We start from the raw sequence: 23239 nt of genomic DNA on the forward strand, positions 1-23239 counted from the left end.
ACGGACGCGACCCTAGGCGCGACGCGTTAACCCCCCGTTCCCCGCCGCCCCCGTCCCGCAGGGAGACCGCCCGATGACGATCCGCTTCACCCTCGACGGCCGTACGGTCGCCGCGCGCGAGGGCGAGACCATCTGGGAGGTCGCCCGCCGCGAGGGCACGACGATCCCGCATCTGTGCCACCGTCCCGAGCCGGGCTACCGGCCCGACGGGAACTGCCGCGCCTGCATGGTCGAGATCGAGGGCGAGCGCGTGCTCGCCGCCTCCTGCATCCGCCCGCCGGCGGAGGGGATGGTCGTGCGCACCGCCTCCGAGCGGGCGCGCGCCGCCCGCAAGCTCGTGATGGAGCTGCTCGTGGCCGACCAGCCGCCCCGGGAGCTGGCCCACGACGCCGCCTCCCCGCTCTGGCGCTTCGCCGACGAGCAGGGGGGCGCGCACGCCCGCTTCCCGGGCCGCGATCGTCCGGCCGCGCCGGACCTCTCCCATCCCGCCATGGCGGTGAACCTCGACGCGTGCATCTCCTGCACGCTGTGCGCCCGCGCCTGCCGCGAGGTGCAGGTCAACGACGTCATCGGAATGGCCTATCGCGGCGACCACCACCGCCCGGTCTTCGATCTCGACGACGCGATGGGCGCCTCGACCTGCGTCGCCTGCGGCGAGTGCGTCCAGGCCTGCCCGACCGGCGCGCTGATGCCGGCCTCGATCGTCGATCCGAAGACGCAGGTCGGCACGCGCGGGGCGGACGAGACGGTTGAGTCCGTCTGCCCCTATTGCGGCGTCGGGTGCCAGATCTCCTACCAGCTGCGGGACGGGAAGATCGCCTATGTCGAGGGCCGCGACGGGCCGGCCAACGAGAGCCGCCTGTGCGTGAAGGGCCGCTTCGGCTTCGACTACGTCGCGAGCCCGCAGCGCCTCACGGTGCCGCTGATCCGCCGCGCGGGCGCGCCCAAGGGCCTGAACGTCGACCCGGCGAACCCGCTCACGCATTTCCGCGAGGCGACCTGGGAGGAGGCGCTCGACGCCGCCGCCGCCGGCCTCGCCCGCATCCGCGATGCGCACGGGGGCCGCGCGGTCGCCGGCTTCGGCTCCGCCAAGGGCTCGAACGAGGAGGCCTACCTCGTCCAGAAGCTCATCCGCCAGGCCTTCGGCCACAACAACGTCGACCATTGCACGCGGCTGTGCCACGCCTCCTCGGTCGCCGCGCTGATGGAGGGGATCGGCTCGGGCGCCGTCACCGCGCCGTTCAACGACGCGCTCGTGGCCGACGTCATCGTCGTCATCGGCGCGAACCCCACCGAGAATCACCCGGTCGCCGCCACCTATTTCAAGCAGGCGGTGAAGCGTGGCGCGAAGCTCGTCGTCATCGACCCGCGCGGCAACGCGCTGATGGCCAAGCACGCGACCCACAAGCTGCGCTTCCGTCCGGGCTCGGACGTCGCGCTGCTCAACGCGATGATGCACGTCATCGCGACGGAGGGCCTCGTCGCCGCGGACTACGTCGCCACCCACACCGAGGGGTACGAACGGCTGGTGGAGCATCTCGCCGCCTACGCACCCGACGCGATGGCCGATCGCTGCGGCGTCGACGCGGGCACGATCCGGGAGGTGGCGCGGCTCTATGCGACCGCGGAGCGGTCGATGATCTTCTGGGGCATGGGCGTCTCCCAGCACGTCCACGGCACCGACAACGCGCGCTGCCTGATCTCGCTCGCCCTGATGACCGGGCAGGTCGGGCGCCCTGGTACGGGGCTCCATCCCCTGCGCGGGCAGAACAACGTCCAGGGCGCCTCCGACGCCGGGTTGATCCCGATGGTCCTGCCGGACTACGCCAAGGTCGGCGATCCCGCGCAGCGCGCGCGCTTCGAGGCGGCCTGGGGCTTCCCGGTCTCGCCGCAGCCGGGGCTGACCGTCACCGAGATCATGGACGCGATCCACGCGGGCGACATCCGCGCGCTCTACGTCATGGGCGAGAACCCGGCGATGTCGGACCCGGACGTCGCCCACGCCCGCGACGCGCTCGCCGCGCTCGAGCACTGCGTCGTCCAGGACATCTTCCTCACCGAGACGGCGATGTACGCCGACGTCGTCCTCCCCGCCTCCGCCTGGCCGGAGAAGACCGGCACGGTGACGAACACCAACCGGCAGGTCCAGATGGGCCGCCCGGCGCTGCCGCCGCCCGGGCAGGCGCGGGAGGATTTCACGATCCTCGTCGATCTCGGCCGCCGCCTCGGCCTGCCCTGGGACTACGCGCACCCGCGGGACGTCTTCGCCGAGATGGCGGGCGTGATGCCCTCGCTCGCCAACATCTCCTGGGAGCGGCTCGCGCGCGAGGGTGCCGTCACCTACCCGTGCCCCGCGCCGGACGCGCCGGGCCATGCGGTCGTCTTCGGCGACGCCTTCCCGCGTGCGGGCGGCAGGGCGCTGTTCGTGCCGGCGGGCCTGCGCGATCCCGACGAGACGCCCGACGAGGCCTATCCGATGGTGCTCACGACCGGGCGGCAGCTGGAGCATTGGCACACCGGCGCCATGACCCGGCGTGCCGGCATCCTCGACGCGCTCGAGCCGGCGCCGACCGCGAGCCTCAACCCGCGCACGCTCGCCCGCCTGGGCGTCGCCGCCGGCGCGCCGATCCGCGTCGAGACCCGCCGCGGCGCGATCACGCTCAGCGCCCGCGCGGACGCGGCGCTGCAGGAGGACATGGTCTTCGTGCCGTTCGCCTACGTGGAGGCGGCGGCGAACCTGCTGACCAACCCGGCGATCGACCCCGACGGCAAAATCCCGGAGTTCAAGTACTGCGCGGCCCGTGTCGTCGCAGCCTGACATGCTCCCGCCGCCCGTTCGAGAGGATGCCCGAGATGACCGACCCGCGCCGTAACGCCCGCACCGTCCGCGCGCCGCGCGGGCCGCAGCTCACCGCCAGGAGCTGGCTCACCGAGGCGCCGCTGCGGATGCTGATGAACAACCTCGACCCGGAGGTGGCGGAGAACCCGCACGAGCTCGTCGTCTACGGCGGCATCGGGCGCGCGGCGCGGACCTGGGGCGACTTCGACGCCATCGTCGCGGCGCTCACCGACCTCGGCGAGGACGAGACGCTGCTCGTCCAGTCCGGCAAGCCGGTGGGGGTCTTCCGCACGCACCCCGACGCGCCGCGGGTGCTGATCGCCAACTCGAACCTCGTGCCGCACTGGGCCACCTGGGCGCATTTCAACGAGCTCGACCGCAAGGGGCTCGCGATGTACGGCCAGATGACCGCGGGCTCGTGGATCTACATCGGCACGCAGGGCATCGTGCAGGGCACCTACGAGACCTTCGCCGAGGCCGGTCGGCAGCACTACGGCGGATCCCTGAAGGGCCGCTGGATCCTCACCGCCGGGCTCGGCGGCATGGGCGGCGCGCAGCCGCTCGCCGCCGTGATGGCGGGCGCCTCCTGCCTCGCGATCGAGTGCGACCCGGACCGGATCGATTTCCGCCTGCGCACCCGCTACCTCGACGAGAGGACCGACAGCCTCGACGAGGCGCTCGCCATGGTGGAGCGCTGGACGAGGGCCGGCGCGGCGAAGTCGGTGGGGCTCGTCGGCAACGCCGCCGAGATCGTGCCCGAGCTCGTGCGCCGGGGCGTGCGCCCCGACATCGTCACGGACCAGACCTCCGCGCACGATCCGATCAACGGCTATCTCCCCGCCGGCTGGACGCTCGCCGAGTGGCGCGAGACGCGCGAGAGCGACCCGGCCGCCGTCGAGCACGCGGCCCGTGCGTCGATGCGCACCCATGTCGAGGCGATGGTGGCCTTCTGGAACGCGGGCGTGCCGACGTTGGATTACGGCAACAACATCCGCCAGGTGGCGAAGGAGGAGGGCCTCGAGACCGCCTTCGCCTTCCCGGGCTTCGTGCCGGCCTACATCCGCCCGCTGTTCTGCCGCGGCATCGGCCCCTTCCGCTGGGCGGCGCTCTCCGGCGACCCCGAGGACATCTACAGGACCGACGCCAAGGTGAAGGAGCTCACCCCGGGCGACACGCACCTGCACGCCTGGCTCGACATGGCCCGGGAGCGGATCGCCTTCCAGGGCCTGCCGGCGCGGATCTGCTGGGTGGGGCTGGGCCTTCGCGACAGGCTCGGCCTCGCTTTCAACGAGATGGTGGCCGAGGGCGAGCTGAAGGCGCCGGTGGTGATCGGGCGCGACCATCTCGATTCGGGCTCCGTCGCCTCCCCCAACCGCGAGACCGAGGCGATGAAGGACGGCTCGGACGCCGTGTCCGACTGGCCGCTCCTCAACGCGCTCCTCAACACCGCATCCGGCGCGACCTGGGTGTCGCTCCACCACGGCGGCGGCGTCGGCATGGGCTTCTCCCAGCATGCCGGCATGGTGATCTGCGCCGACGGGACCGAGGCGGCGGTGAAGCGCATCGCCCGCGTGCTGTGGAACGACCCCGCCACCGGCGTCATGCGCCACGCCGACGCCGGCTACGAGGAGGCCCGCGACTGCGCCCGGGAGAACGGGCTCCGGCTGCCGGGGATCCTGGGGAGCTGACCGCCCCCGTCATCCCGGATTGCGATAGCCAGGTCCGGGACCCAGACGCTCCGGAGCCGTGACGAGCGCGTGCCGACGCCGCGTCGTGACACGCCTCCGGCAGCGTTCGTGGACGCGCGCGCTTCCGCGCACGCTGAACACGCTCCTGCGGATCTGGGCCCCGGGCCCGCTTCGCGACCAGGGGTGACAACTCCTGTCATCCCGGATTGCGAAGCAAGTCCGGGACCCAGAACCACAGGTGCCCGTCGAGCGGCGTGCATACGCCGCGGCGTGACGCGCCTCCATCGGCGTTTCGTGGACGCGCGCGCTCCCGCGCACGCTGAACACACGCCTGTGGTTCTGGGCCCCGGGCCCGCTTCGCGGCCCGGGTTGACAACCGGTGTCATCCCGGATTGCGAAGCAAGTCCGGGACCCAGAACCACAGGTGCCGATCGAGCGGCGTGCATACGCTGCGTCGTGACGCGCCTCCATCGGCGTTTCGTGGACGCGCGCACTATCGCGCACGCTGAACACACCCCTGCGGATCTGGGCCCCGGGCCCGCTTCGCGACCCGGGTGACAGAGGCACTACCGCAGCCGCGCGCCGCCCTGCGGGTCGAACAGGTAGATGCGGGCGGGATCGATCGCGACGGCGACCCGCGCCCCGGGGCGCGGGGCGTCGGTGCCGCGGGTCTCGACCACGAGCCGCGCCCCCCCGCCCGCGTCGCAATGCACGTGGCAGACCGAGCCCAGGTTCTCGACGATGTCGACGACGAGCCCCTCGCCGGGCGCGAGCGTCAGGTCCTCCGGCCGCAGGCCCACCGTCACCGCGCCGTCTCGCGGGCGCACCGGCGTCTCGGCCGTCCGTCCGAGCGCGGGGATCGCGACGCCGCCCGCCTCGGCTCGGCCGTCGAGGAAGTTCATCGAGGGCGAGCCGATGAAGCCCGCGACGAAGCGGTTGTCCGGGTCCTGGTAGAGCGCGAGCGGCGCACCGACCTGCTCCACGCGCCCGGCGCGAAGGACCACGATCTTGTCGGCGAGCGTCATCGCCTCGACCTGGTCGTGGGTCACGTAGACCATGGTCGCGCCCAGGGACTTGTGCAGATGGGCGATCTCCACGCGCATCTCGACCCGAAGCTCCGCGTCTAGGTTGGAGAGCGGCTCGTCGAACAGGAATACGGAGGGGTCGCGCACGATGGCGCGTCCGATCGCGACGCGCTGGCGCTGGCCGCCCGAGAGCGCCTTCGGCTTGCGCGCGAGATAGGGCTCGAGCCGCAGCGTGCGCGCGGCCTCCTTCACCCGGCGGGCGACCTCGTCCTTCGGGTGCCCGGTCATCTTGAGGCCGAAGCCCATGTTCTCCGCGACCGTCATGTGCGGGTAGAGCGCGTAGGTCTGGAAGACCATGGCGACGCCCCGCTCGGAGGGGTCGGCGCGGGTGACGTCCTCGCCCGCGATGACGATGCGCCCGTCGGTCGTCTCCTCGAGGCCGGCGATCATGCGCAGGAGCGTCGACTTCCCGCAGCCGGAGGGGCCGACGAAGACGCACAGCTCCCCCTCCGCGATCTCGAGATCGATGCCGTGGATCACCTGGGTCTCGCCATAGCGCTTGATCACGCGCTCCAGGCTCACGCCGGTCATGCGCTCGTCCCTCCGCTCGTCGGGGCGCGTCGCGCGCCGGGAAAGGTGAAGGCGGCCGCCTCGCGGGCGATGTCCGCCGCGGTCTCGGCCAGGCGCGGCGCGAGCGCCGCGAGGTCGTCGAGCGAATGGCGCAGCGTCGAGGAGGTCACCGACATGGCGCCCAGCGGGCGCCCCGCCTCGTCGAGGATCGGGACGGCCACGCAGATGATCGTCGGCTCGTGCTCCTCGCGGTCGAAGGCGACGCCGGTCGCGCGGATCTCGGCGAGCTCGGCACGCAACGCATCGGGCGAGACCCGGGTCGCGGGTGTGTGCGCATACCAGCTCTGCTGCGCGAGCGCCTTCTCCAGCGCCGGCGGGTCGAGGTGGGCGAGCATCGCCTTGCCGACGCCCGTGCAGTAGGCCGGCCCGATCTTGCCCGCGTCCGAGAACATCGGGATCGGGCGGCGCGCGTTGCGCTTGTCGACGTAGAGGACCTGGCCGTTGTCGAGCTTGGCGAGGTGCACCGTCTCGCCGATCGCCTCCGAGAGCCGGTCGAGATGCGGGCGCGCCAGCGGCGCCAGCGTCGTCTGCTGCCAGGCGGCGTGGGCGAGGCGGATCAGTCGCGAGCCCAGCGCGTAGGTGTGATCGGCCTCGTCGTAGGCCAGCATGCGCTGGCTCACCAGCGTCTGGAGCAGGCGGTAGAGCGTGGCCTTCGGCAGATCGGCGCCGGAGAGGATCTCGGCGAAGCGCACCGGGCGGCCGTATCCGGCCACCTCGTCGAGCAGCGTCAACGCCTTCCCCACCGTGCCGTCGGCGGGCTTGTCCATGCCCGGTCCCTCCGCTCGTTTCCATCCCGCGGCGCAGCATTCGCCGGCTGCGCTCTTCTGGTTGACAAGCCTAGCGAGGAGAGGCATCGTTTTCAATAATCAAAACACGGTTCCATTATTCGGAACAAATCCGAAGGCGGAGCCATCGGGAGGAGACCTGGAATGCCGTCCGTCACGAAAACCACGCTCGCCGTCCTCGCCGCCACGACCATGCTCGCCGGCGCCGCCGCTCCCGCCGCCGCGCAGGGCGAGCCGCTCACCGGCGAGCTGCGCATCTTCCTCGACACGTCGAACCCGGCGCCGCGCGCCGCGATGGAGGGGATGATCGCGCGCTTCCAGGAGATGCACCCCGATCTCGAGATCGAGACGACGATCATCGACCGCGAGGCCTACAAGACGCAGCTGCGCAACTTCCTCTCCGCCAACGCGCCGGACGTCGCCACCTGGCACGCGGGCAACCGCATGGCTCCCTACGTCGAGGCCGGGCTCTTCGAGGACGTCTCCGACCTGTGGGACGAGGAGATGTCGCGCGATCTCGCCTCGACCAAGGGCTCGATGACGATGGACGGCAAGCAGTGGGGCGTGCCCTACACCTATTATCAGTGGGGCGTGTACTACCGCGAGGACCTGTTCGCGCAGTACGGGCTCTCGGAGCCGGAGACGTGGGACGACTTCAAGGCGAACTGCCAGACGCTGCTCGACAACGGCGTCAAGTGCTTCGCCATCGGCACGAAGTTCCTGTGGACCGCGGCTGGCTGGTTCGACTACATCAACCTGCGCACCAACGGCTACGAGTTCCACATGGACCTCACCGCCGGCCGCGTGCCGTGGACCGATGAGCGCGTGCGGGCGACCTTCGCCAACTGGCGCGAGCTCATCGACATGAACGCCTACATCGACAACCACACCTCCTATTCCTGGCAGGAGGCGCTGCCCTTCATGGTGCAGGGCGACGCGGCCATGTACCTGATGGGCAACTTCGTGGTCGCGCCGCTTCGCGAGGCGGGGCTCTCCGACGACCAGCTCGGCTTCTTCCAGTTCCCGGCGATCGACCCGGAGCGGCAGATGGCCGAGGAGGCGCCCACCGACACGTTCCACATCCCGGCCCAGGCGCAGAACAAGGACGCCGCCCGCGCCTTCCTGCGCTACGTGGCGGACGCGGAGAACCAGACGATCATCAACGCCGAGCTCGGCCAGCTGCCGGTCAACGCGCGCGCGACGATCGAGGACGACGAGTTCCTGAACGAGGGCTTCGCCATGCTGTCCGCGGCGCAAGGTCTGGCCCAGTTCTTCGACCGCGACGCGCCGGCCGAGATGGCCAAGGCCGGCATGGAGGGCTTCCAGGAGTTCATGGTGCGCCCGGACAACGTCGACGCGATCCTGGAGCGGCTGGAGCGCGTGCGCCAGCGCGTGTATTGAGCCGTCGAAGTGCGCGCGCGGTCCCGGGCGGCTCGCCGTCCGGGACCGCGGCACCGCATCCTCAGCGACGAACCGAGGAGACCCGCCATGGTCGCCGTCGCGACCCCGCCGCGCGGAGCCAGGCGCAAGGCGCTCGCGCCGTCCGCCTTCGGCGGGTATTGGCGCCGCAACCAACTCGCGCTCGCGCCGTGGCTCTTCCTGGCGCCGGGCGCGCTGTTCTTCGCGCTCTACGTCGTCGCGCCGATCCTGCAGTCCTTCCAGATCTCGCTCTACGAATGGGACGGCCTCGGCACGAAGGAATGGGTGGGCCTGCGCAATTACGAGGAGCTGTGGTGGGACGACGCGTTCTGGACGTCGCTGCGCAACAACGTGATCTGGCTGGTGCTCTACCTCTTGGCGATTCCGGCGGGGCTGTTCATCGCGCTGTTCCTGAACCAGACCGTCGCCGGAATCCGGATCTACAAGTCGCTGTTCTTCTTCCCCTTCGTGATCAGCCAGGTCGTGGTCGGGCTCGTCTTCTCGTGGTTCTACGACCCGACCTTCGGGCTCTTCAACGAGATCCTCGGCGTCTTCGGGCTCGGGCCGATCGCGGTGCTGGGGGATCCGACCTACGTCACCTACGGGATCATCGCCGCAGGCCTGTGGCCGCAGACGGCCTATTGCATGATCCTCTACCTCACCGGGCTCAACGCCGTCGACCCGGAGCAGATCGAGGCCGGGCGGCTCGACGGGGCCAAGGGCTGGCGCATGCTCTGGTACGTCGTCCTGCCGCAGCTGCGCCCGGCGACCTTCATCGCCTTCGTGGTGACGATCATCGGCGCGCTGCGCTCCTTCGACCTCGTGTCGGTGATGACCGCGGGCGGGCCCTTCGGCGAGAGCCGGGTGCTCGCCTACTACATGTTCGAGGTGGCGCTGTCGGAGTACGGCTTCCGCATGGGCTACGGCGCGGCGATCGCCGTGGTGCTGTTCGCCATCATGATGATCTACATCGCCTTCTTCCTCGCCAAGATGTACCGCGACGAGAAGGGCGTGTGATGAGCGCCTCCCTCCGCCAGCGCGTCGCCGCGATCTGCGCGCCCCTCCCCGGGGCTGAGGCCTCCGACCCGTGGGGCGGCGGGCACGAGGCCTGGAAGGTCGGCGGCAAGATGTTCGCGTGCATCGGCTCCGTGACGCCGGGCGTCGCGGTGAAGTGCGCCGACGTCGAGACCGCATCCATGCTGATCGAGGCGGGCGTGGGCGCGCGCGCGCCCTACTTCCACCGCTCCTGGCTGCTCCTGCCGGAGGACGCGCCCGAGGACGAGCTCGCGCATCGGCTCGTCGTCTCCTACGACCTCGTGCGCGCCAAGCTGCCCAGGCGCCTCCTCGCCGACCTGCCCGTGCGGGAGGGCGCCTGACATGTTCCCCACCCCCGTCGAGAAGTCGTCCGCCGCCTGGCGCGCCTCCTATCAGGCGCTCCTGCCCATCGCGCTCGTGCTCTGGCTCCTGCCGCTGATCGCGGTGGCGGTGTTCTCGATCCGGCCGGACGCGGACTTCGCCAACGCGAACTACTGGGGCTGGCCGTCCGCGTTCGACCTGGTGGAGAACTACGGCGCGGTGTTCTTCCGCTCCGACATGCCGCGCTACCTGCTCAACTCGGTGCTGATCACGGTGCCGACCGTGATCGGCGCGGTGGGGCTCGCCTGCATGACGGGCTTCGCGCTCGGCGTGTACAAGTTCAAGGCGAACCTGGTCGTCTTCTTCGTCTTCGTCGCCGGCAACTTCGTGCCCTTCCAGATCCTGATGGTGCCGGTGCGCGAGCTCACCCTCGACCTCGGCCTCTACGACACGAAGACCGGCCTCGTGCTCTTCCACGTCGCCTTCCAGGCGGGGTTCTGCACGCTGTTCATGCGCAACTTCATCCGTGCGCTGCCGCGCGAGCTGATCGAGGCGGCGCGGGTCGAGGGCGTCTCGGAGATCCGGATCTTCTGGTACGTGGTGCTGCCCTTGATGCGCCCGGCCATCGCGGCGCTCTCGGTGCTGATCTTCACCTTCGTCTGGAACGACTACTTCTGGGCGATCGTGCTCACCCAGGGTCCGGACACGCAGCCGGTGACGGCTGGGATCACGGCCTTCAACTCGCAATACCGCGCGGCCTACCACCTGATGAGCGCGGGCTCGATCGTCGCCGCACTGCCGCCCGTGCTGATCTTCTTCCTCATGCAGCGCCACTTCATCGCCGGCCTCACCCTCGGGGCGGTCAAATGAGGCATGCCTGGCGCCTCGACACGCCGGTGCAGACGCTTCTGCTGGCGAGCCGCGCGGGCGGCCTGCCGGAGGTGGCGCACTGGGGCGCGCCCTTGCCGGCCGACGAGGACCTCGCCGCGCTCGCCGAGGCGCTGCTGCCGCGCGAGGTCACGGGAGGCATGGCGGATGCCCGCCCGCCGCTCACCATCTGCCCGCTCGCGGGCGACGGGCACGGCGGCGCGCTCGGGGCCGATCTCGGGGACGCGCACCCGCGGCTCCTGCTCGAGAGCGCCGACTATGCGCAGGGCCGCAGCCTGCGGGCCGTCTTCGTCGGGGACGGCCATCGCTATGCGCTCGCGATCGAGGCCGATGCCGAGACGGACGTGCTCGTCCTCTCGGCGACGCTGGACGCGCCCGCGCCGATCCGCCACCTCGCCGCGCCGGCGCTCCCCGGCCCCCCGCTCGGCGAGGCGGTGACGACCTTCGCCGGGCGCTGGACGTCGGAATTCCAGCGCCGGGACGTGCCCTGGTCCGCCGGGCCGCACCTGCGCGAGATCCGCGAGGGCCGCACCTCGCACGCGGCCTATCCCGGCCTCCTGATGCCCGCGGGGACGCTGCGGCACGAGACCGGCGAGGTCTTCGCCCTCGCGCTGGGGCAATCCACCGGCCACCGCCTCGTCGTCGAGGAGCTGCCGGACGGGCGCCGGCAGGTGATGCTCGGCCCCGTGCTGCACCCCGCCGGCGCGACCCGCGTCGAGGCCGGCCCCCTCTACGCCACGCGCTCGGGCGCGGGCGCGAACGGCGTGCTCGACGCCTTCCACCGGCATCTGCGCGCGCGGATCGTGCGCGTCCCCGATCCGGCGCGCCCGCGGCCGGTGCACTACAATTCCTGGGAGGCGGTCTACTTCCACCACGACATCGAGGAGCTGAAGGAGATCGCCACCCGCGCCGCCGCGCTCGGCGCCGAGCGCTTCGTGCTGGACGACGGCTGGTTCAAGGGTCGCAACAACGACACGACGAGCCTGGGCGACTGGATCGTCGACGCCGACAAGTACCCGGACGGCCTCCACCCGCTCCTCGCCCACGTGCGCGCGCTCGGCATGCGCTTCGGCCTGTGGGTCGAGCCGGAGATGGCGAGCCCGGATTCCGATCTCGCCCGCGCGCATCCGGCGTGGATCCTCGGCCCCGCCGACCAGCCGCTCGCCCGCAACCAACTCGTCCTCGACCTCTCGCGGGAGGACGTGCGCGACCACCTCTTCGCCCGGCTCGACGCGCTGCTCGTCGAGTACGACATCGACTACCTGAAGTGGGACCACAACCGCGCGCTCCCCCGCCCGGATCATCGGCAGGCCGAGGGCTTCGCCGCGCTGTTGACGCGGTTGCGCGTTGCGCATCCCCTGGTTGAGATCGAGAGCTGCGCGTCGGGCGGCGGGCGGCTCGACTGGGGGACGCTGGCGCTCACCCAGCGCGTCTGGCTGTCCGACTCGAACGACGCGCTGGAGCGGCTGCGCATCCAGCACGAGGCGCTGCCCTTCCTGATCCCCGAGGTCACCGGCAGCCATGTAGGTCCGTGCACCTGCCACACCTCCGGGCGCATCCTGCCGATGCGGCTGCGGGCCTGGACGGCGGCGCAGCGCCATTTCGGCTTCGAGATGGACCCCCGCGAGCTCGCGCCCGAGGAGGCGGAGATCCTGGCGGGCGTGTGCGCCTGGTGGAAGGCGCGGCGCGACTGGCTGATGCCGGCGCGGCGCCTGCGAATCGACACCGACGACCCGACCCGCCTCGCCGAGATCGCCATCGCGCCCGACCGCGGCCGCTTCGCGCTGTGGCTCGCGCAGGTCGCGACACCAGGGCGCAGCCTCCCGATCCGCCTGCGCATCCCCGGCCTCGAACAGGACGCACGCTGGCGCGTATCCCTCGCCGACCCCCACGCCCTCTCGCCGCTCTCGCGCGGCGCCCACCCGCTCGCGTCCAGAGCGATCACGCTCTCGGGCGCCGCCCTCGCCGGCGCAGGCCTCGCGCCGCCGCTCCAGGACCCGCAGAGCGTCCTCGTGCTCGAAGGAGAGCGTCTGCCATGAATTCACACGCGACCGCCGAGACCGTCGTGCCCGTCCATCCCGATCTCGCCGGCGCGAGCGTCTTCGTCACAGGCGGCGGCTCGGGCATCGGCGCGGCGCTGACCGAGGGCTTCCTGCGCCAGGGCGCGAAGGTCGCCTTCGTGCAGCGCTCGGACGCCGCCGCCTTCTGCGACCGCATGGCGGAGGCGACCGGCAACCGTCCGCTCTTCATCCGCTGCGACGTCACGGACGCCCCCGCACTCGAGCGGGCCATCGCCGAGGCGTCCGCCGCGCACGGATCCGTCGGCGTGCTGGTCTCCAACGCGGCGAACGACGTGCGCCACACGATCGCCGAAACCGACGCGGCGGCGTGGGAGGCGAACCTCGCCGTCAACCTGACGCCCTACTACGTCGCGGCGCGCGCGGCGGCGCCGGGCATGCGCGCGGCGGGCGGAGGGGCGATCGTCAACATGTCCTCGATCAGCTACATGATGGGCAATGCCGGCTATCCCGCCTACGTCACGGCGAATGCCGGCATCACCGGCCTCACGAGGGCGCTCGCCCGCGAGTTGGGGCCCGACGGCATCCGCGTCAACGCGCTGATGCCGGGCTGGGTGCTGACGGAAAAGCAGATTTCCCACTGGGCGACGCCGCAGGATCTCGCCGCCCATCTGGACAAGCAATGCCTGAAGCGGCACCTGGAGCCCGCCGACATGGTCGGCGGATGCCTATTCCTGGCGTCCGGCGCGAGCCGGATGATGACGGGCCAGGCTCTGGTGATCGACGGCGGGGTCGTGGTGACGGGATGACGAAGACGATCGAGACGGCGGGTAAGGGAACCGAGGCGGCCGCGGCGCCCGAGCGCATCGCGGCGGAGTGGATCGGCCTCGACTGGGGCACGACGAACCTGCGCGCCTACGCCATGGCCGGCGAGGCCTGCCTCGCCGAGGCCCGCGCCCGCAAGGGCATGAACACGCTCGCCACGCGCGACGACTTCGAGCGCGCGCTGTTCGATACGGTCGGCGCTTGGCTTCCCGAGGACCCCGAGGCCCGCGTGCGCGTGGTCGCCTGCGGGATGGTCGGCGCCCGCCAGGGCTGGCGCGAGGCGCCCTACCTGCGCGCGCCGACGAAGCCGATCGGCGAGCCCCGTGCCGTGCCGACCTCGCGGCCGGGCATCCTCGTGGAGATCCTGCCCGGCATCAGCCAGGACGAGCCCGCCGAGGTGATGCGCGGGGAGGAGACCCAGATCGCGGGGCTGCTGGCGGCCGAGCCGGACTTCGAAGGCGTCGTCTGCCTGCCGGGCACGCACACGAAGTGGGTGCGCGTCGCCGACGGCTGCATCGTCGCCTTCCGCACGGCCATGACGGGCGAGATCTTCGGGCTCCTGTCCGAGCGCTCGGTGCTGCGCCACGTGATGGACGAGGAGTGGGACGACGGCATCTTCGCCGCCGCGGTGGCGGAGGCCGCCGCCGATCCCGCGCAGGCGCCGCTCGCCTTCTTCCGCATCCGCGCGCAGAGCCTCCTGCACGACACGATCCCCGGCGAGAGCCGCGCGCGGCTGTCGGGCCTCCTGATCGGCGCGGAGCTCGCCGCGCTCGGGCCGTTCCGGGAGGCGGCGGCGGTGCGGGTCGTCGGCAACGCCGTGCTGGCGGGGCACTACGCCAAGGCGCTCGGCGCGCTCGGGCAGGGCGCCATCCTGCACGACGGCGCCGCCATGACCCGCGCCGGCCTCGCGGCCGCCTGGGCGCGAGGCGCGCCGTGAGCGAGACGCCCCTCGCCTGCCGGCGGCCGCTGATCGCCATCCTGCGCGGCATCGCGCCGTCCGAGGCGGTGCCGGTGGCGCGCGCCCTCGTCGAGGCGGGGTTCGGCCTGATCGAGGTGCCGCTGAACTCGCCCGACCCGCTCGCCTCCATCGCCGCCATGGCCGACGCGCTGGGGGACCGCGCGGACTTCGGCGCGGGGACGGTGCTGACGCCCGAGGAGGTCGTCGCCGTCGCCGGCGCGGGGGCGCGGTTCGTCGTGTCGCCCAACACCGACGCCGCCGTGATCCGCGAGACGAAGCGGCGCGGGCTCGGCTCGTATCCCGGCGCCTTCACGCCCACCGAGTGCCTCGCGGCGCTGAAGGCCGGGGCGGACGCGCTCAAGATCTTCCCCGCCTCGATGATGGGACCCTCCGGCCTGAAGGCCATCCGCGCGGTGCTGCCCGCCGGCACGCGCGTCTACGCCGTCGGCGGCGCCGACGCCGACACCTTCCCCGCGTGGCTGGCCGCGGGCGCCGACGGCTTCGGCATCGGCTCGGCGCTCTACGCGCCGGGGCGCGGTGCGGACGAGGTGGGGCGACGGGCGCGGGCGATCGTGGCGGCGTATGATGGGGCGGTTGCATCGCCCCTCGGACGAAAGTAGAGCCGCATGCCCACCCCCAAGCTCGGCGTCTGCTACTACCCGGAGCATTGGCCCGAATCGCGCTGGGTGACCGACGCGCGGATGATGCGCGAGGCCGGCATCTCATTGGTACGCATCGGCGAGTTCGCCTGGAGCCGGCTCGAGCCGCGCCCCGGCGTCCTCGATTTCGCCTGGCTCGACCGGGCGATCGCGACGCTGGGCGAGGCCGGGCTCGGCGTCGTGCTCGGCACGCCCACCGCGACGCCGCCGCGGTGGATGCTCGACCGGCATCCGGACATGCTCGCGGTGGACGCCGAGGGGCGCCCGCGCAAGTTCGGCTCTCGGCGGCACTATTGCTTCGCCCACGAGGGCTACCGCGCCGAGGCCGCGCGCATCGCCGGCATCCTCGGGGCGCGATACGGACGCGACCCGCGGGTCGTCGCCTGGCAGATCGACAACGAGTACGGCTGCCACGACACGGTCGTGAGCTACTCCGACGCCGCCGCACGCGGATTCCGCCGCTGGCTGGCGGAGCGCCACGGCGGGATCGAGGCGCTCAACGCCGCCTGGGGCAACGTCTTCTGGTCGATGGAATACGCCTCGTTCGACGAGATCGACCCGCCCAACCTCACGGTGACGCAGGCGAACCCGGCGCACGTGCTCGACTATCGCCGCTTCCTGTCCGATTGCGTCGTCGCCTTCAACGAGGCCCAGGTCGCGGCGCTGCGGCCGCACACCGACGCGCCGCTGTCGCACAACTACATGGGCCGCATCCTCTCCTTCGATCATTTCGCGGTGGGGCGCGACCTCGAGATCGCGACCTGGGACAGCTATCCGTTGGGATTCCTGGAGGACCGCTCCGACCAGGGCGAGGACTGGCGCCGGCGCTTCGCGCGCCAGGGCGACCCAGATTTCCAGGCCTTCCACCACGACCTCTACCGCGCGGTGGGCCGCGGGCGCTGGTGGGTGATGGAGCAGCAGCCCGGCCCGGTGAACTGGGCGCCGCACAACCCCGCACCCCTCGACGGCATGGTCGCGCTGTGGACCTGGGAGGCGATCGCCCACGGCGCCGAGGCCGTGTGCTACTTCCGCTGGCGCCAGGCGCCCTTCGCGCAGGAGCAGATGCACGCGGGCCTGCTGCGCCCGGACGGCGCGCCCGCGCCCGGCCTCGCCGAGGCGCGCGCCGTGGCGGACGCGCTCACCGACCTGCCCGAGACCGGCACCGCCCCCGTCGGCCTCGTCGTCGACTACGAGGCGTCCTGGGTGTGGGAGACCGAGCGGCAGGGGGAGGAGTGCGACTATTTCCGCCTCGTGTTCGACGTCTACCGCGCCCTGCGGCGCGCCGGGCTCTCCGTCGACGTCGTTCCGCCGACGACCGCCGATCTCTCGCCCTGGGCGATGGTGCTCGCGCCCGGCCTCGCGATCTGGCCGTCGGCGCTGCGCGACGCCTTCGCAGCCTACGACGGCGTCGCCCTCCTCGGCCCGCGCACCGGCGCGAAGACGAGGGATTTCCGCATCCCCGACGCGCTGCCGCCGGAGGTGCCGCGTCTCGATGTCCGCGTGGCGCGCATCGAGACGCTTCGCGCCGACTGCCCCGTGCCGCTGGCGGAGGGCGGCGCATTCCGGTTCTGGCGCGAGGTCGTCGAGGGCGCGGCGCCGGTTCTGGAGACCTGCGCGGATGGGACGCCGGCGCTCGTTGGCGACCCGCGCCGCGCCTATCTCGCCGGCTGGCCGGACGATGCCGCGCTGGACCGGATCGTGCGCCGCGCCGCCGCCACCGCGGGCCTTCCGACGCTCGCGCTCCCCGACGGCCTGCGCGTGCGCGATCGCGGGAGCGTGCGCTTCGTCACGAACTATTCGGCCGAGGCGATGGCGCTCGACGGCGTGCTCCCCGGCGCGACGGGTACCCTCCCGCCCGCCGGCGTCCTGCGCCTGCCGCGGGGCTGAGCCGCTCGCGTCGCTCGGCCGCGCGCTACGGCGCCGTCCGCTGCGCGACCCGCGCCGCCCGCGCCTGGCGCACGAGCGAGGCGGTGTAGAGCGCGAGCGCCGCCCAGATCAGGGCGAAGGCGAGGAGCTGCGCGCGTCCAAACGGCTCACCGAACAGGAACACCGCGGTGAGGAAGATCATGGTCGGCGCGATGTACTGCAGAATGCCGATCGTCGACAGCCGCAGGCCCTTGGCGCCGTAGGCGTAGAGGATCAGCGGCACGGCGGTGACGATGCCCGACCCGATCAGGAGCCAGCCGTCGGAGGCCGCGGCGGTGAAGAAGTGGCTCTCGCCGCGCGCCGCGATCGCCGCGAGGACGACGATCGCCACCGGCGAGAGGACGAGCACCTCGAGCAGGAAGCCCTGGTTCGGCCCGATCGGCAGCCACTTCTTGAAGAAGGCGTAGCCGCCCCAGCTGAACGTCAGCGCCAGCGCGGCGACGGGCACGCGCCCGCTCTGCACCGTCAGGAGGACCACGGCGGCCGCTGCGAGCACGATCGCGGCGATCTGCGCCGGCCTCAGCCGCTCCTTCAGCAGCACCGCCCCCAGGAACACCGAGAAGAGCGGGTTGACGTAGTAGCCGAGCGCCGCGTCGAGCGCGTAGCCTGCGCCCACCGCCCAGACGTAGGTCCCCCAATTGACGGTGATGAAGGCGGCCGTGACCGCGGCCATGACCAGCGTGCGCGGCGACGTCAGCGCGCGGCGCAGGTCGCCCGTGCGCCCGGTCGCCCACAGGATCGCGGCGGCGACGGGAATCGACCACAGGATTCTGTGCGCGACCACCTCGACGGGCGGCACGTGGGCGAGCGCCTTCATGTAGAGCGGCAGGAAGCCCCACAGGAAGTAGGCCGACACCGCGAAGCCGAACCCGGCCGCCGTATCCTCGTTCGTCGCCGGTGCGGCCATGCTGCTCTCGCCTCGACCCTCTGCGAGACCCGCCCCGCGGGGCGCCCGCGGGCAGAGGAAGACCACCGAACCGGGCGCGAGGCAAGCGCGCGGCCGGCACGCCCGATCGCAGCCGACCTGTGCCCCCGCGCGCGGGTCCCCCGCCGCCACGCCGCTCAGGCGAGCAGCGGGATCGCGTCGCGCCATGCGAAGGCCAGCGCCAGACCCACGGCGACGGCACCCGTCAGCACGGCGAACCAGAACGCGCGCTCCATCCTCATCGGCATCTCCCCATAGGGCATCGCCAGCCGCGATCAGACGAACTCGAAGACCTCGGTGCGAATGTGCGACTGCGGCACGCCGAGATCCACGAGCGCGGCACGGGCGGCCTCCGTCATCGGCGTGGGTCCGCACAGGAAGCACACGAGACCCTCCCTCGAACACGGCAGGTGCCGTTCGATGATGTCTCGCGTGACGTACCCACGCTCCCCGCTCCAGCTTTCGGGCGGATCGGCGAGAACGTGGACGACGGTCAGTCTCAGGCGTGCCGCGAGCCCGTCGATTTCCGCGCGATAGCTGCTCTCCGATATCGTCGCGTTGCCGTAGAAGAGCCAGAGCGGACGCGTCGCGCCGCGCTCGGCCAGGCTGCGCAGCATGCTCAGGATCGGCGTCACGCCGATGCCGCCGGCGATGAAGACGTAGCCGGTCGCCTCTGGATGCGCGTCGACCGAGAACACGCCATAGGGTCCGTCGAGGTAGGCGATCTCGCCGGGCGTTATGTCGCGAACCGTGCCGGTGAAGTCGCCCAGTGCCTTGATGCCGAAGTGCATTCGCGGCAGCTCCTCGGGTGGGGATTCGATCGAGAACGGATGCTCGCGCAGCAGGAAAGGCGACGATCTCAGCGTCAGCCACGCGAACTGCCCGGGTGCGAACCGCCTCATGCCGGGATGCCCCTGCGGCTCGAGGACGAGGGTCGCGACGTCGCCGGGCCTGGCCCGAACGTCCACGACCCGGTAGGGTGCGCCCACCTGGCGCCACGGCTTCACGAGCCGCACCCACAGGATCGCCCCGAGCCACGACGCGGTGAGAGCGACCCACACGGCGGTCGTGCCGGACAGCGCGGTGTAGGTTCCGACGCCGAGGACGTGGGCGACGGCCGCGGCGAAGCCCGTCGTCGCGAGCCCGGCGTGGAGGTAGCGCCAGGCGCCGTACTCGAGGCGCAGCCGCTTTCGCCATTGCGAGGTGACGACCGCCGCCCCGAGCAGCAGCAGCGCAGCGCGCCCCGAGGTCAGCTCCCACCGCGCCTCGCGCGGGTCCAGCACGCCGAGAGCGTCCTCGTAGAACAGCCACAGGATGGCGAAGTGCGTGGCGACGAGGCCGATCGCGATCCAGGCGAGGTAGCGGTGCAGGAGGTAGACGACGTCGATGCCGAACGGGCTCGTCAGGCGACGGAACCGGGCGGTGAGCACGAACTGCAGGCCGAAGAGGCCGAGGCCGGCGAAGCCCAGCCCCATCGAGAATTCCCACGCCCGCTCGCCGGGGGGGTGAAGCCCGCCGGCGAGGAGGACGACGACGGGCGCGCAAACGAGCGCGAAGTACCCGGCGATCCACGCGGCGCGGCGCCAGCGACCTCCCACCGTCAGATCCCGGTGCGGATCGACGGCGCGCCCTTGTGGTCGTCCAGCCGGCCGAGCGTGCCGTCCAGGACGCGACGCAGCTTCTGGAGCGCGCCGGAAACCGCGCCGTCGATCGTCGCGGCGTCCTCGGTGACGGTTTCGGGTCTGCGGCCTGCCGGCCGGACCTCGATCACGCAACGCTTGTCGTCGGGGCCGGGCTTGGCGCCGTTCACGTCGCTCAGATGGACCTCGAGCCGCGTGATCCGCTCCTCGAAGCGTCCGAGAGCGTCGCGGGCGGCGGCCTCGACGCGGCTCGCGAGGGCATCGTCGCCGGCGATGCTGGAATCCGTATTGACCTGAACCTGCATGTCAGACTCACTCCGTCGTGCGGGCACTCCCTCGTGCGGGATCGTGCCCGAGCCGTGCGATGCGGACCGGCGCCGAGCGGCGCCGGGTCCGGCGGCCTCAGAAGATCAGCAGAAGGACGATGATGATCGGGATCGGGATGCCGATCATCCACAGCAATGCACCCTTGAGCATGACGTCTCTCCTTCTTCGCCGCGGCAACAACCGTGGCCGTCGAGAAGTTCCTCGGCAGACCCGGGGATGCCGCCGCACGGCTCTCGGCGTGGTTTCGCCGGTTCGGGAAATGCTCTAGAAGCGCGCGTTGAAGACGGCACGCAGAGCCGAGGAAAGCGCCTTCGACCGATGAGCGACACGATCGTCACCCGCTTCGCGCCCTCCCCGACGGGGTTCCTCCACATCGGCGGGGCGCGCACCGCCCTGTTCAACTGGCTGCTCGCCCGCCGGCACGGCGGCAGGATGCTCCTGCGCATCGAGGATACCGACCGCGAGCGCTCGACGGACGCGGCCATCGCCGCGATCCTCGACGGGCTGAGATGGCTCGGGCTCGACTGGGACGGGGAGGCCGTGCACCAGTTCGCCCGCGCCGAGCGCCACCGCGAGGTGGCGCTCCGGCTGCTGGCGGAGGGCAAGGCGTACTACTGCTATGCGAGCCAGGACGAGCTCACCGAGATGCGCGAGCGCGCCAAGGCCGAGAAGCGCCCGCTGCGCTACGACGGCCGCTGGCGCGACCGCGACCCGTCGGAGGCGCCCGCGGGCGTGAAGCCCGTCGTGCGCTTCAAGGCGCCGCTCGAGGGCGAGACCGTCGTCGAGGACAGGGTGCAGGGCCGCGTCACGTGGTCCAACAAGGAGCTCGACGACCTCGTGCTGCTGCGCTCGGACGGGACGCCCACCTACATGCTCGCCGTCGTCGTCGACGATCACGACATGGGCGTCACCCACATCGTGCGCGGCGACGACCACCTCACCAATGCCGCCCGCCAGAGCCAGATCTACCACGCGCTCGGCTGGACCGTGCCGGTGATGGCGCACATCCCGCTCATCCACGGCGCGGACGGGGCGAAGCTCTCGAAACGCCATGGCGCGCTCGGCGTCGAGGCCTACCGCGCCATGGGCTACCTGCCCGAGGCGCTGCGCAACTATCTCGTGCGGCTCGGCTGGGCCCACGGCGACCAGGAGATCTTCACGACGCAGGAGATGATCGACGCCTTCGAACTGGCCGGCATCGGCCGCTCGGCGGCGCGGTTCGACTTCGTCAAGCTCGAGGCCCTCAACGGCCACTGGATGCGCCACACGGACGACGTGCGGCTCGTCGACGCCCTGGAGACGATCCTGCCCGAGATCGGGCCGGAGCGCGGGCTCGGGCCGACGTTCCCGCCCGACCTGCGCGCGAAGCTCGTCGCGGCCATGCCCGGCCTGAAGGAGCGCGCGCGCACACTCGTCGAGCTCCTCGACGGCGCCGCCTATCTCTGGCGCGCCCGCCCGCTCGCCATGGACGAGAAGGCCGCGCGGCTCCTCGACGAGGCGGCGCGCGCGCGGATCGCCGCTCTCGTTCCGCGGCTCGAGGCGCTCGAGCCCTTCGACGCCGCGACTACGGAGGCCGCCGTGCGCGCCTTCGCGGAGGAGACCGGCGTCAAGCTCGGACAGGTCGCGCAGCCGCTGCGCGCCGCTCTGACCGGCACCACGACCTCCCCGCCGCTCTTCGACGTGATGGCGGTGCTCGGGCGCTCGGAGACGCTCGCGCGCCTGAGAGATCAGGAAAAACCCTGATATTTCGACACCAACGCGTGGTCCACGTTCGCGCGGCTGCCCAAAACCCCGCCTTTCGGCGTGCTTGAACGATGCGAGGGGATCGGCTAACCCGTCTCCACCTTCGCGTCAGCGACAGCCGCCGGAAGGGTCCGCGATCGTCCCGGGTCTCTTCTCCGGCGCGAGACCGGCCCGCCTTTCGGAAGGCGCTCAGCATGAAAGGGCCAACTCGCATGAGCAGCACCACGAGCACCCTGCAGATGGACGGCAAGTCGGTCGAGCTGCCGGTGAAACCGGGCACGATCGGGCCGAGCGTCGTCGACATCTCGAAGCTCTACGGGCAGACCGGGGCGTTCACCTACGATCCCGGCTTCACCTCGACGGCCTCGTGCGAGTCGAGCATCACCTACATCGACGGCGACGAGGGCACGCTGCTCTATCGCGGCTACCCGATCGAGCAGCTCGCCGAGCACGGCGACTTCCTCGAGACCTGCTACCTGCTGCTCTACGGCGAGCTGCCGACAGCCGCCCAGAAGGCGGACTTCGACTATCGCGTGACGCGCCACACGATGGTCCACGAGCAGATGCAGCGCTTCTTCATGGGCTTCCGCCGCGACGCCCACCCGATGGCGATCATGGTCGGCTCGGTGGGTGCGCTCTCGGCGTTCTACCACGACTCGACCGACATCTCGGACGCCCAGCAGCGCATGATCGCGTCGATGCGCATGATCGCCAAGATCCCGACGCTGGCGGCGATGGCGTTCAAGTACTCGATCGGCCAGCCCTTCGTCTATCCGAAGAACGAGCTCGACTACGCCTCGAACTTCCTGCGCATGTGCTTCGCGGTGCCCTGCGAGGAGTACAAGGTCAACCCGATCCTGTCGCGCGCGCTCGACCGGATCTTCATCCTCCACGCCGACCACGAGCAGAACGCCTCGACCTCGACCGTGCGCCTCGCCGGCTCGTCGGGCGCCAACCCCTTCGCCTGCATCGCCGCGGGCGTCGCCTGCCTGTGGGGCCCCGCGCACGGCGGCGCCAACGAGGCGGCGCTGAGGATGCTCGAGGAGATCGGCACGCCCGACCGCATCCCCGAGTTCGTGGCCCGCGCCAAGGACAAGAACGACCCCTTCCGCCTGATGGGCTTCGGCCACCGGGTCTACAAGAACTACGACCCGCGCGCCAAGATCATGCAGAAGACCACCCACGAGGTGCTGAGCGAGCTGGGCATCAAGGACGACCCGCTGCTCGAGGTCGCCGTGGAGCTCGAGCAGATCGCCCTGCGCGACGAGTACTTCGTCGAGAAGAAGCTCTACCCGAACATCGACTTCTACTCGGGCATCACGCTCAAGGCCATGGGCTTCCCGACGACCATGTTCACCGTGCTCTTCGCGGTGGCGCGCACGGTCGGCTGGATCGCCCAGTGGAAGGAGATGATCGAGGACCCCTCCCAGCGCATCGGCCGCCCCCGCCAGCTCTACGTCGGCGAGCCGCAGCGGGACTACACGCCGATCGCGCAGCGGGGGTGATCCCGGCCGATCGGGTCCGGAAACGAACGCGGGAGGCGGGCTTCGGCCCGCCTTTCGTGCTCTTCGGGCGCCGCCGACGCCCC

At 71.6% G+C, this 23239-nt stretch carries 18 protein-coding genes; 13 read left to right on the forward strand and 5 right to left on the reverse strand.

Features of this window, described 5'->3' with window-relative positions:
- Window positions 1-73: 73 nt before the first annotated feature.
- Both fdhF and hutU read left to right on the forward strand, forming a co-directional pair.
- Window positions 74-2818, forward strand: a complete 2745-nt coding sequence (fdhF, locus tag ACTZWW_RS01930) for a formate dehydrogenase subunit alpha (protein ID WP_444779241.1) — start codon at window positions 74-76, stop codon at window positions 2816-2818.
- A gap of 35 nt (window positions 2819-2853) precedes the next feature.
- Window positions 2854-4527, forward strand: a complete 1674-nt coding sequence (gene hutU / locus ACTZWW_RS01935) for a urocanate hydratase (protein ID WP_444779242.1) — start codon at window positions 2854-2856, stop codon at window positions 4525-4527.
- A gap of 566 nt (window positions 4528-5093) precedes the next feature.
- Here hutU and ACTZWW_RS01940 read toward each other — a convergent pair.
- Window positions 5094-6143, reverse strand: coding sequence for an ABC transporter ATP-binding protein (locus ACTZWW_RS01940; protein WP_444779243.1), 1050 nt, complete (start codon window positions 6141-6143; stop codon window positions 5094-5096).
- Window positions 6140-6949 carry an IclR family transcriptional regulator gene (locus ACTZWW_RS01945; RefSeq protein WP_444779244.1) on the reverse strand — a complete coding sequence of 270 codons (810 nt, stop codon included), beginning with the start codon at window positions 6947-6949 and terminating at the stop codon, window positions 6140-6142. The genes ACTZWW_RS01940 and ACTZWW_RS01945 overlap by 4 nt, the downstream gene beginning before the upstream one ends.
- A gap of 162 nt (window positions 6950-7111) precedes the next feature.
- Here ACTZWW_RS01945 and ACTZWW_RS01950 point away from each other — a divergent pair, with 162 nt between their 5' ends.
- From ACTZWW_RS01950 to ACTZWW_RS01990, 9 genes are all read left to right on the forward strand, one after another.
- Window positions 7112-8368 (forward strand): ABC transporter substrate-binding protein, encoded by a 1257-nt coding sequence (locus ACTZWW_RS01950; protein ID WP_444779245.1) that lies wholly within the window; start codon window positions 7112-7114, stop codon window positions 8366-8368.
- An 87-nt stretch (window positions 8369-8455) separates the two neighbouring features.
- The gene (locus ACTZWW_RS01955) at window positions 8456-9403 is read left to right on the forward strand and encodes a carbohydrate ABC transporter permease (protein ID WP_444779246.1); all 948 of its coding nucleotides are present in this window, start codon (window positions 8456-8458) and stop codon (window positions 9401-9403) included.
- Window positions 9403-9762 (forward strand): MmcQ/YjbR family DNA-binding protein, encoded by a 360-nt coding sequence (locus tag ACTZWW_RS01960; RefSeq protein WP_444779247.1) that lies wholly within the window; start codon window positions 9403-9405, stop codon window positions 9760-9762. Before ACTZWW_RS01955 ends, ACTZWW_RS01960 begins: the two co-directional genes overlap by 1 nt.
- Window position 9763: 1 nt before the next feature.
- Window positions 9764-10612: a carbohydrate ABC transporter permease gene (locus tag ACTZWW_RS01965; RefSeq protein WP_444779248.1), complete on the forward strand. Its 849-nt coding sequence runs from the start codon at window positions 9764-9766 to the stop codon at window positions 10610-10612.
- Window positions 10609-12669 carry an alpha-galactosidase gene (locus tag ACTZWW_RS01970; protein WP_444779249.1) on the forward strand — a complete coding sequence of 687 codons (2061 nt, stop codon included), beginning with the start codon at window positions 10609-10611 and terminating at the stop codon, window positions 12667-12669. Before ACTZWW_RS01965 ends, ACTZWW_RS01970 begins: the two co-directional genes overlap by 4 nt.
- Window positions 12666-13457, forward strand: coding sequence for an SDR family NAD(P)-dependent oxidoreductase (locus ACTZWW_RS01975; RefSeq protein ID WP_444779250.1), 792 nt, complete (start codon window positions 12666-12668; stop codon window positions 13455-13457). The genes ACTZWW_RS01970 and ACTZWW_RS01975 overlap by 4 nt, the downstream gene beginning before the upstream one ends.
- Window positions 13454-14410, forward strand: a complete 957-nt coding sequence (locus tag ACTZWW_RS01980) for a 2-dehydro-3-deoxygalactonokinase (protein ID WP_444779251.1) — start codon at window positions 13454-13456, stop codon at window positions 14408-14410. The genes ACTZWW_RS01975 and ACTZWW_RS01980 overlap by 4 nt, the downstream gene beginning before the upstream one ends.
- Window positions 14407-15051 carry a 2-dehydro-3-deoxy-6-phosphogalactonate aldolase gene (locus ACTZWW_RS01985; protein WP_444779252.1) on the forward strand — a complete coding sequence of 215 codons (645 nt, stop codon included), beginning with the start codon at window positions 14407-14409 and terminating at the stop codon, window positions 15049-15051. The genes ACTZWW_RS01980 and ACTZWW_RS01985 overlap by 4 nt, the downstream gene beginning before the upstream one ends.
- Window positions 15052-15057: 6 nt before the next feature.
- Window positions 15058-16977, forward strand: coding sequence for a beta-galactosidase (locus tag ACTZWW_RS01990; protein ID WP_444779253.1), 1920 nt, complete (start codon window positions 15058-15060; stop codon window positions 16975-16977).
- A gap of 25 nt (window positions 16978-17002) precedes the next feature.
- On the opposite strand, the gene rarD is transcribed toward ACTZWW_RS01990, so the two are convergent.
- The 3 genes from rarD to ACTZWW_RS02005 form a co-directional block, all read right to left on the reverse strand.
- Window positions 17003-17923 (reverse strand): EamA family transporter RarD, encoded by a 921-nt coding sequence (gene rarD, locus ACTZWW_RS01995; RefSeq protein ID WP_444779254.1) that lies wholly within the window; start codon window positions 17921-17923, stop codon window positions 17003-17005.
- 293 nt (window positions 17924-18216) lie between these two features.
- Window positions 18217-19539: a ferredoxin reductase family protein gene (locus ACTZWW_RS02000; RefSeq protein ID WP_444779255.1), complete on the reverse strand. Its 1323-nt coding sequence runs from the start codon at window positions 19537-19539 to the stop codon at window positions 18217-18219.
- A 2-nt stretch (window positions 19540-19541) separates the two neighbouring features.
- Window positions 19542-19913, reverse strand: a complete 372-nt coding sequence (locus ACTZWW_RS02005; protein WP_444779256.1) for an HPF/RaiA family ribosome-associated protein — start codon at window positions 19911-19913, stop codon at window positions 19542-19544.
- A 313-nt stretch (window positions 19914-20226) separates the two neighbouring features.
- On the opposite strand from ACTZWW_RS02005, the gene gltX reads away from it, so the two are divergent.
- On the forward strand, window positions 20227-21651 hold the full coding sequence (gene gltX / locus ACTZWW_RS02010; RefSeq protein ID WP_444779257.1) for a glutamate--tRNA ligase: 1425 nt from the start codon (window positions 20227-20229) through the stop codon (window positions 21649-21651).
- 212 nt (window positions 21652-21863) lie between these two features.
- Window positions 21864-23156, forward strand: a complete 1293-nt coding sequence (gene gltA, locus ACTZWW_RS02015; RefSeq protein ID WP_444779258.1) for a citrate synthase — start codon at window positions 21864-21866, stop codon at window positions 23154-23156.
- The last annotated feature ends 83 nt before the right edge of the window (window positions 23157-23239 follow it).

The sequence above is a fragment of the Salinarimonas sp. NSM genome, from assembly GCF_052380005.1.
GTDB lineage: Bacteria > Pseudomonadota > Alphaproteobacteria > Rhizobiales > Beijerinckiaceae > Salinarimonas.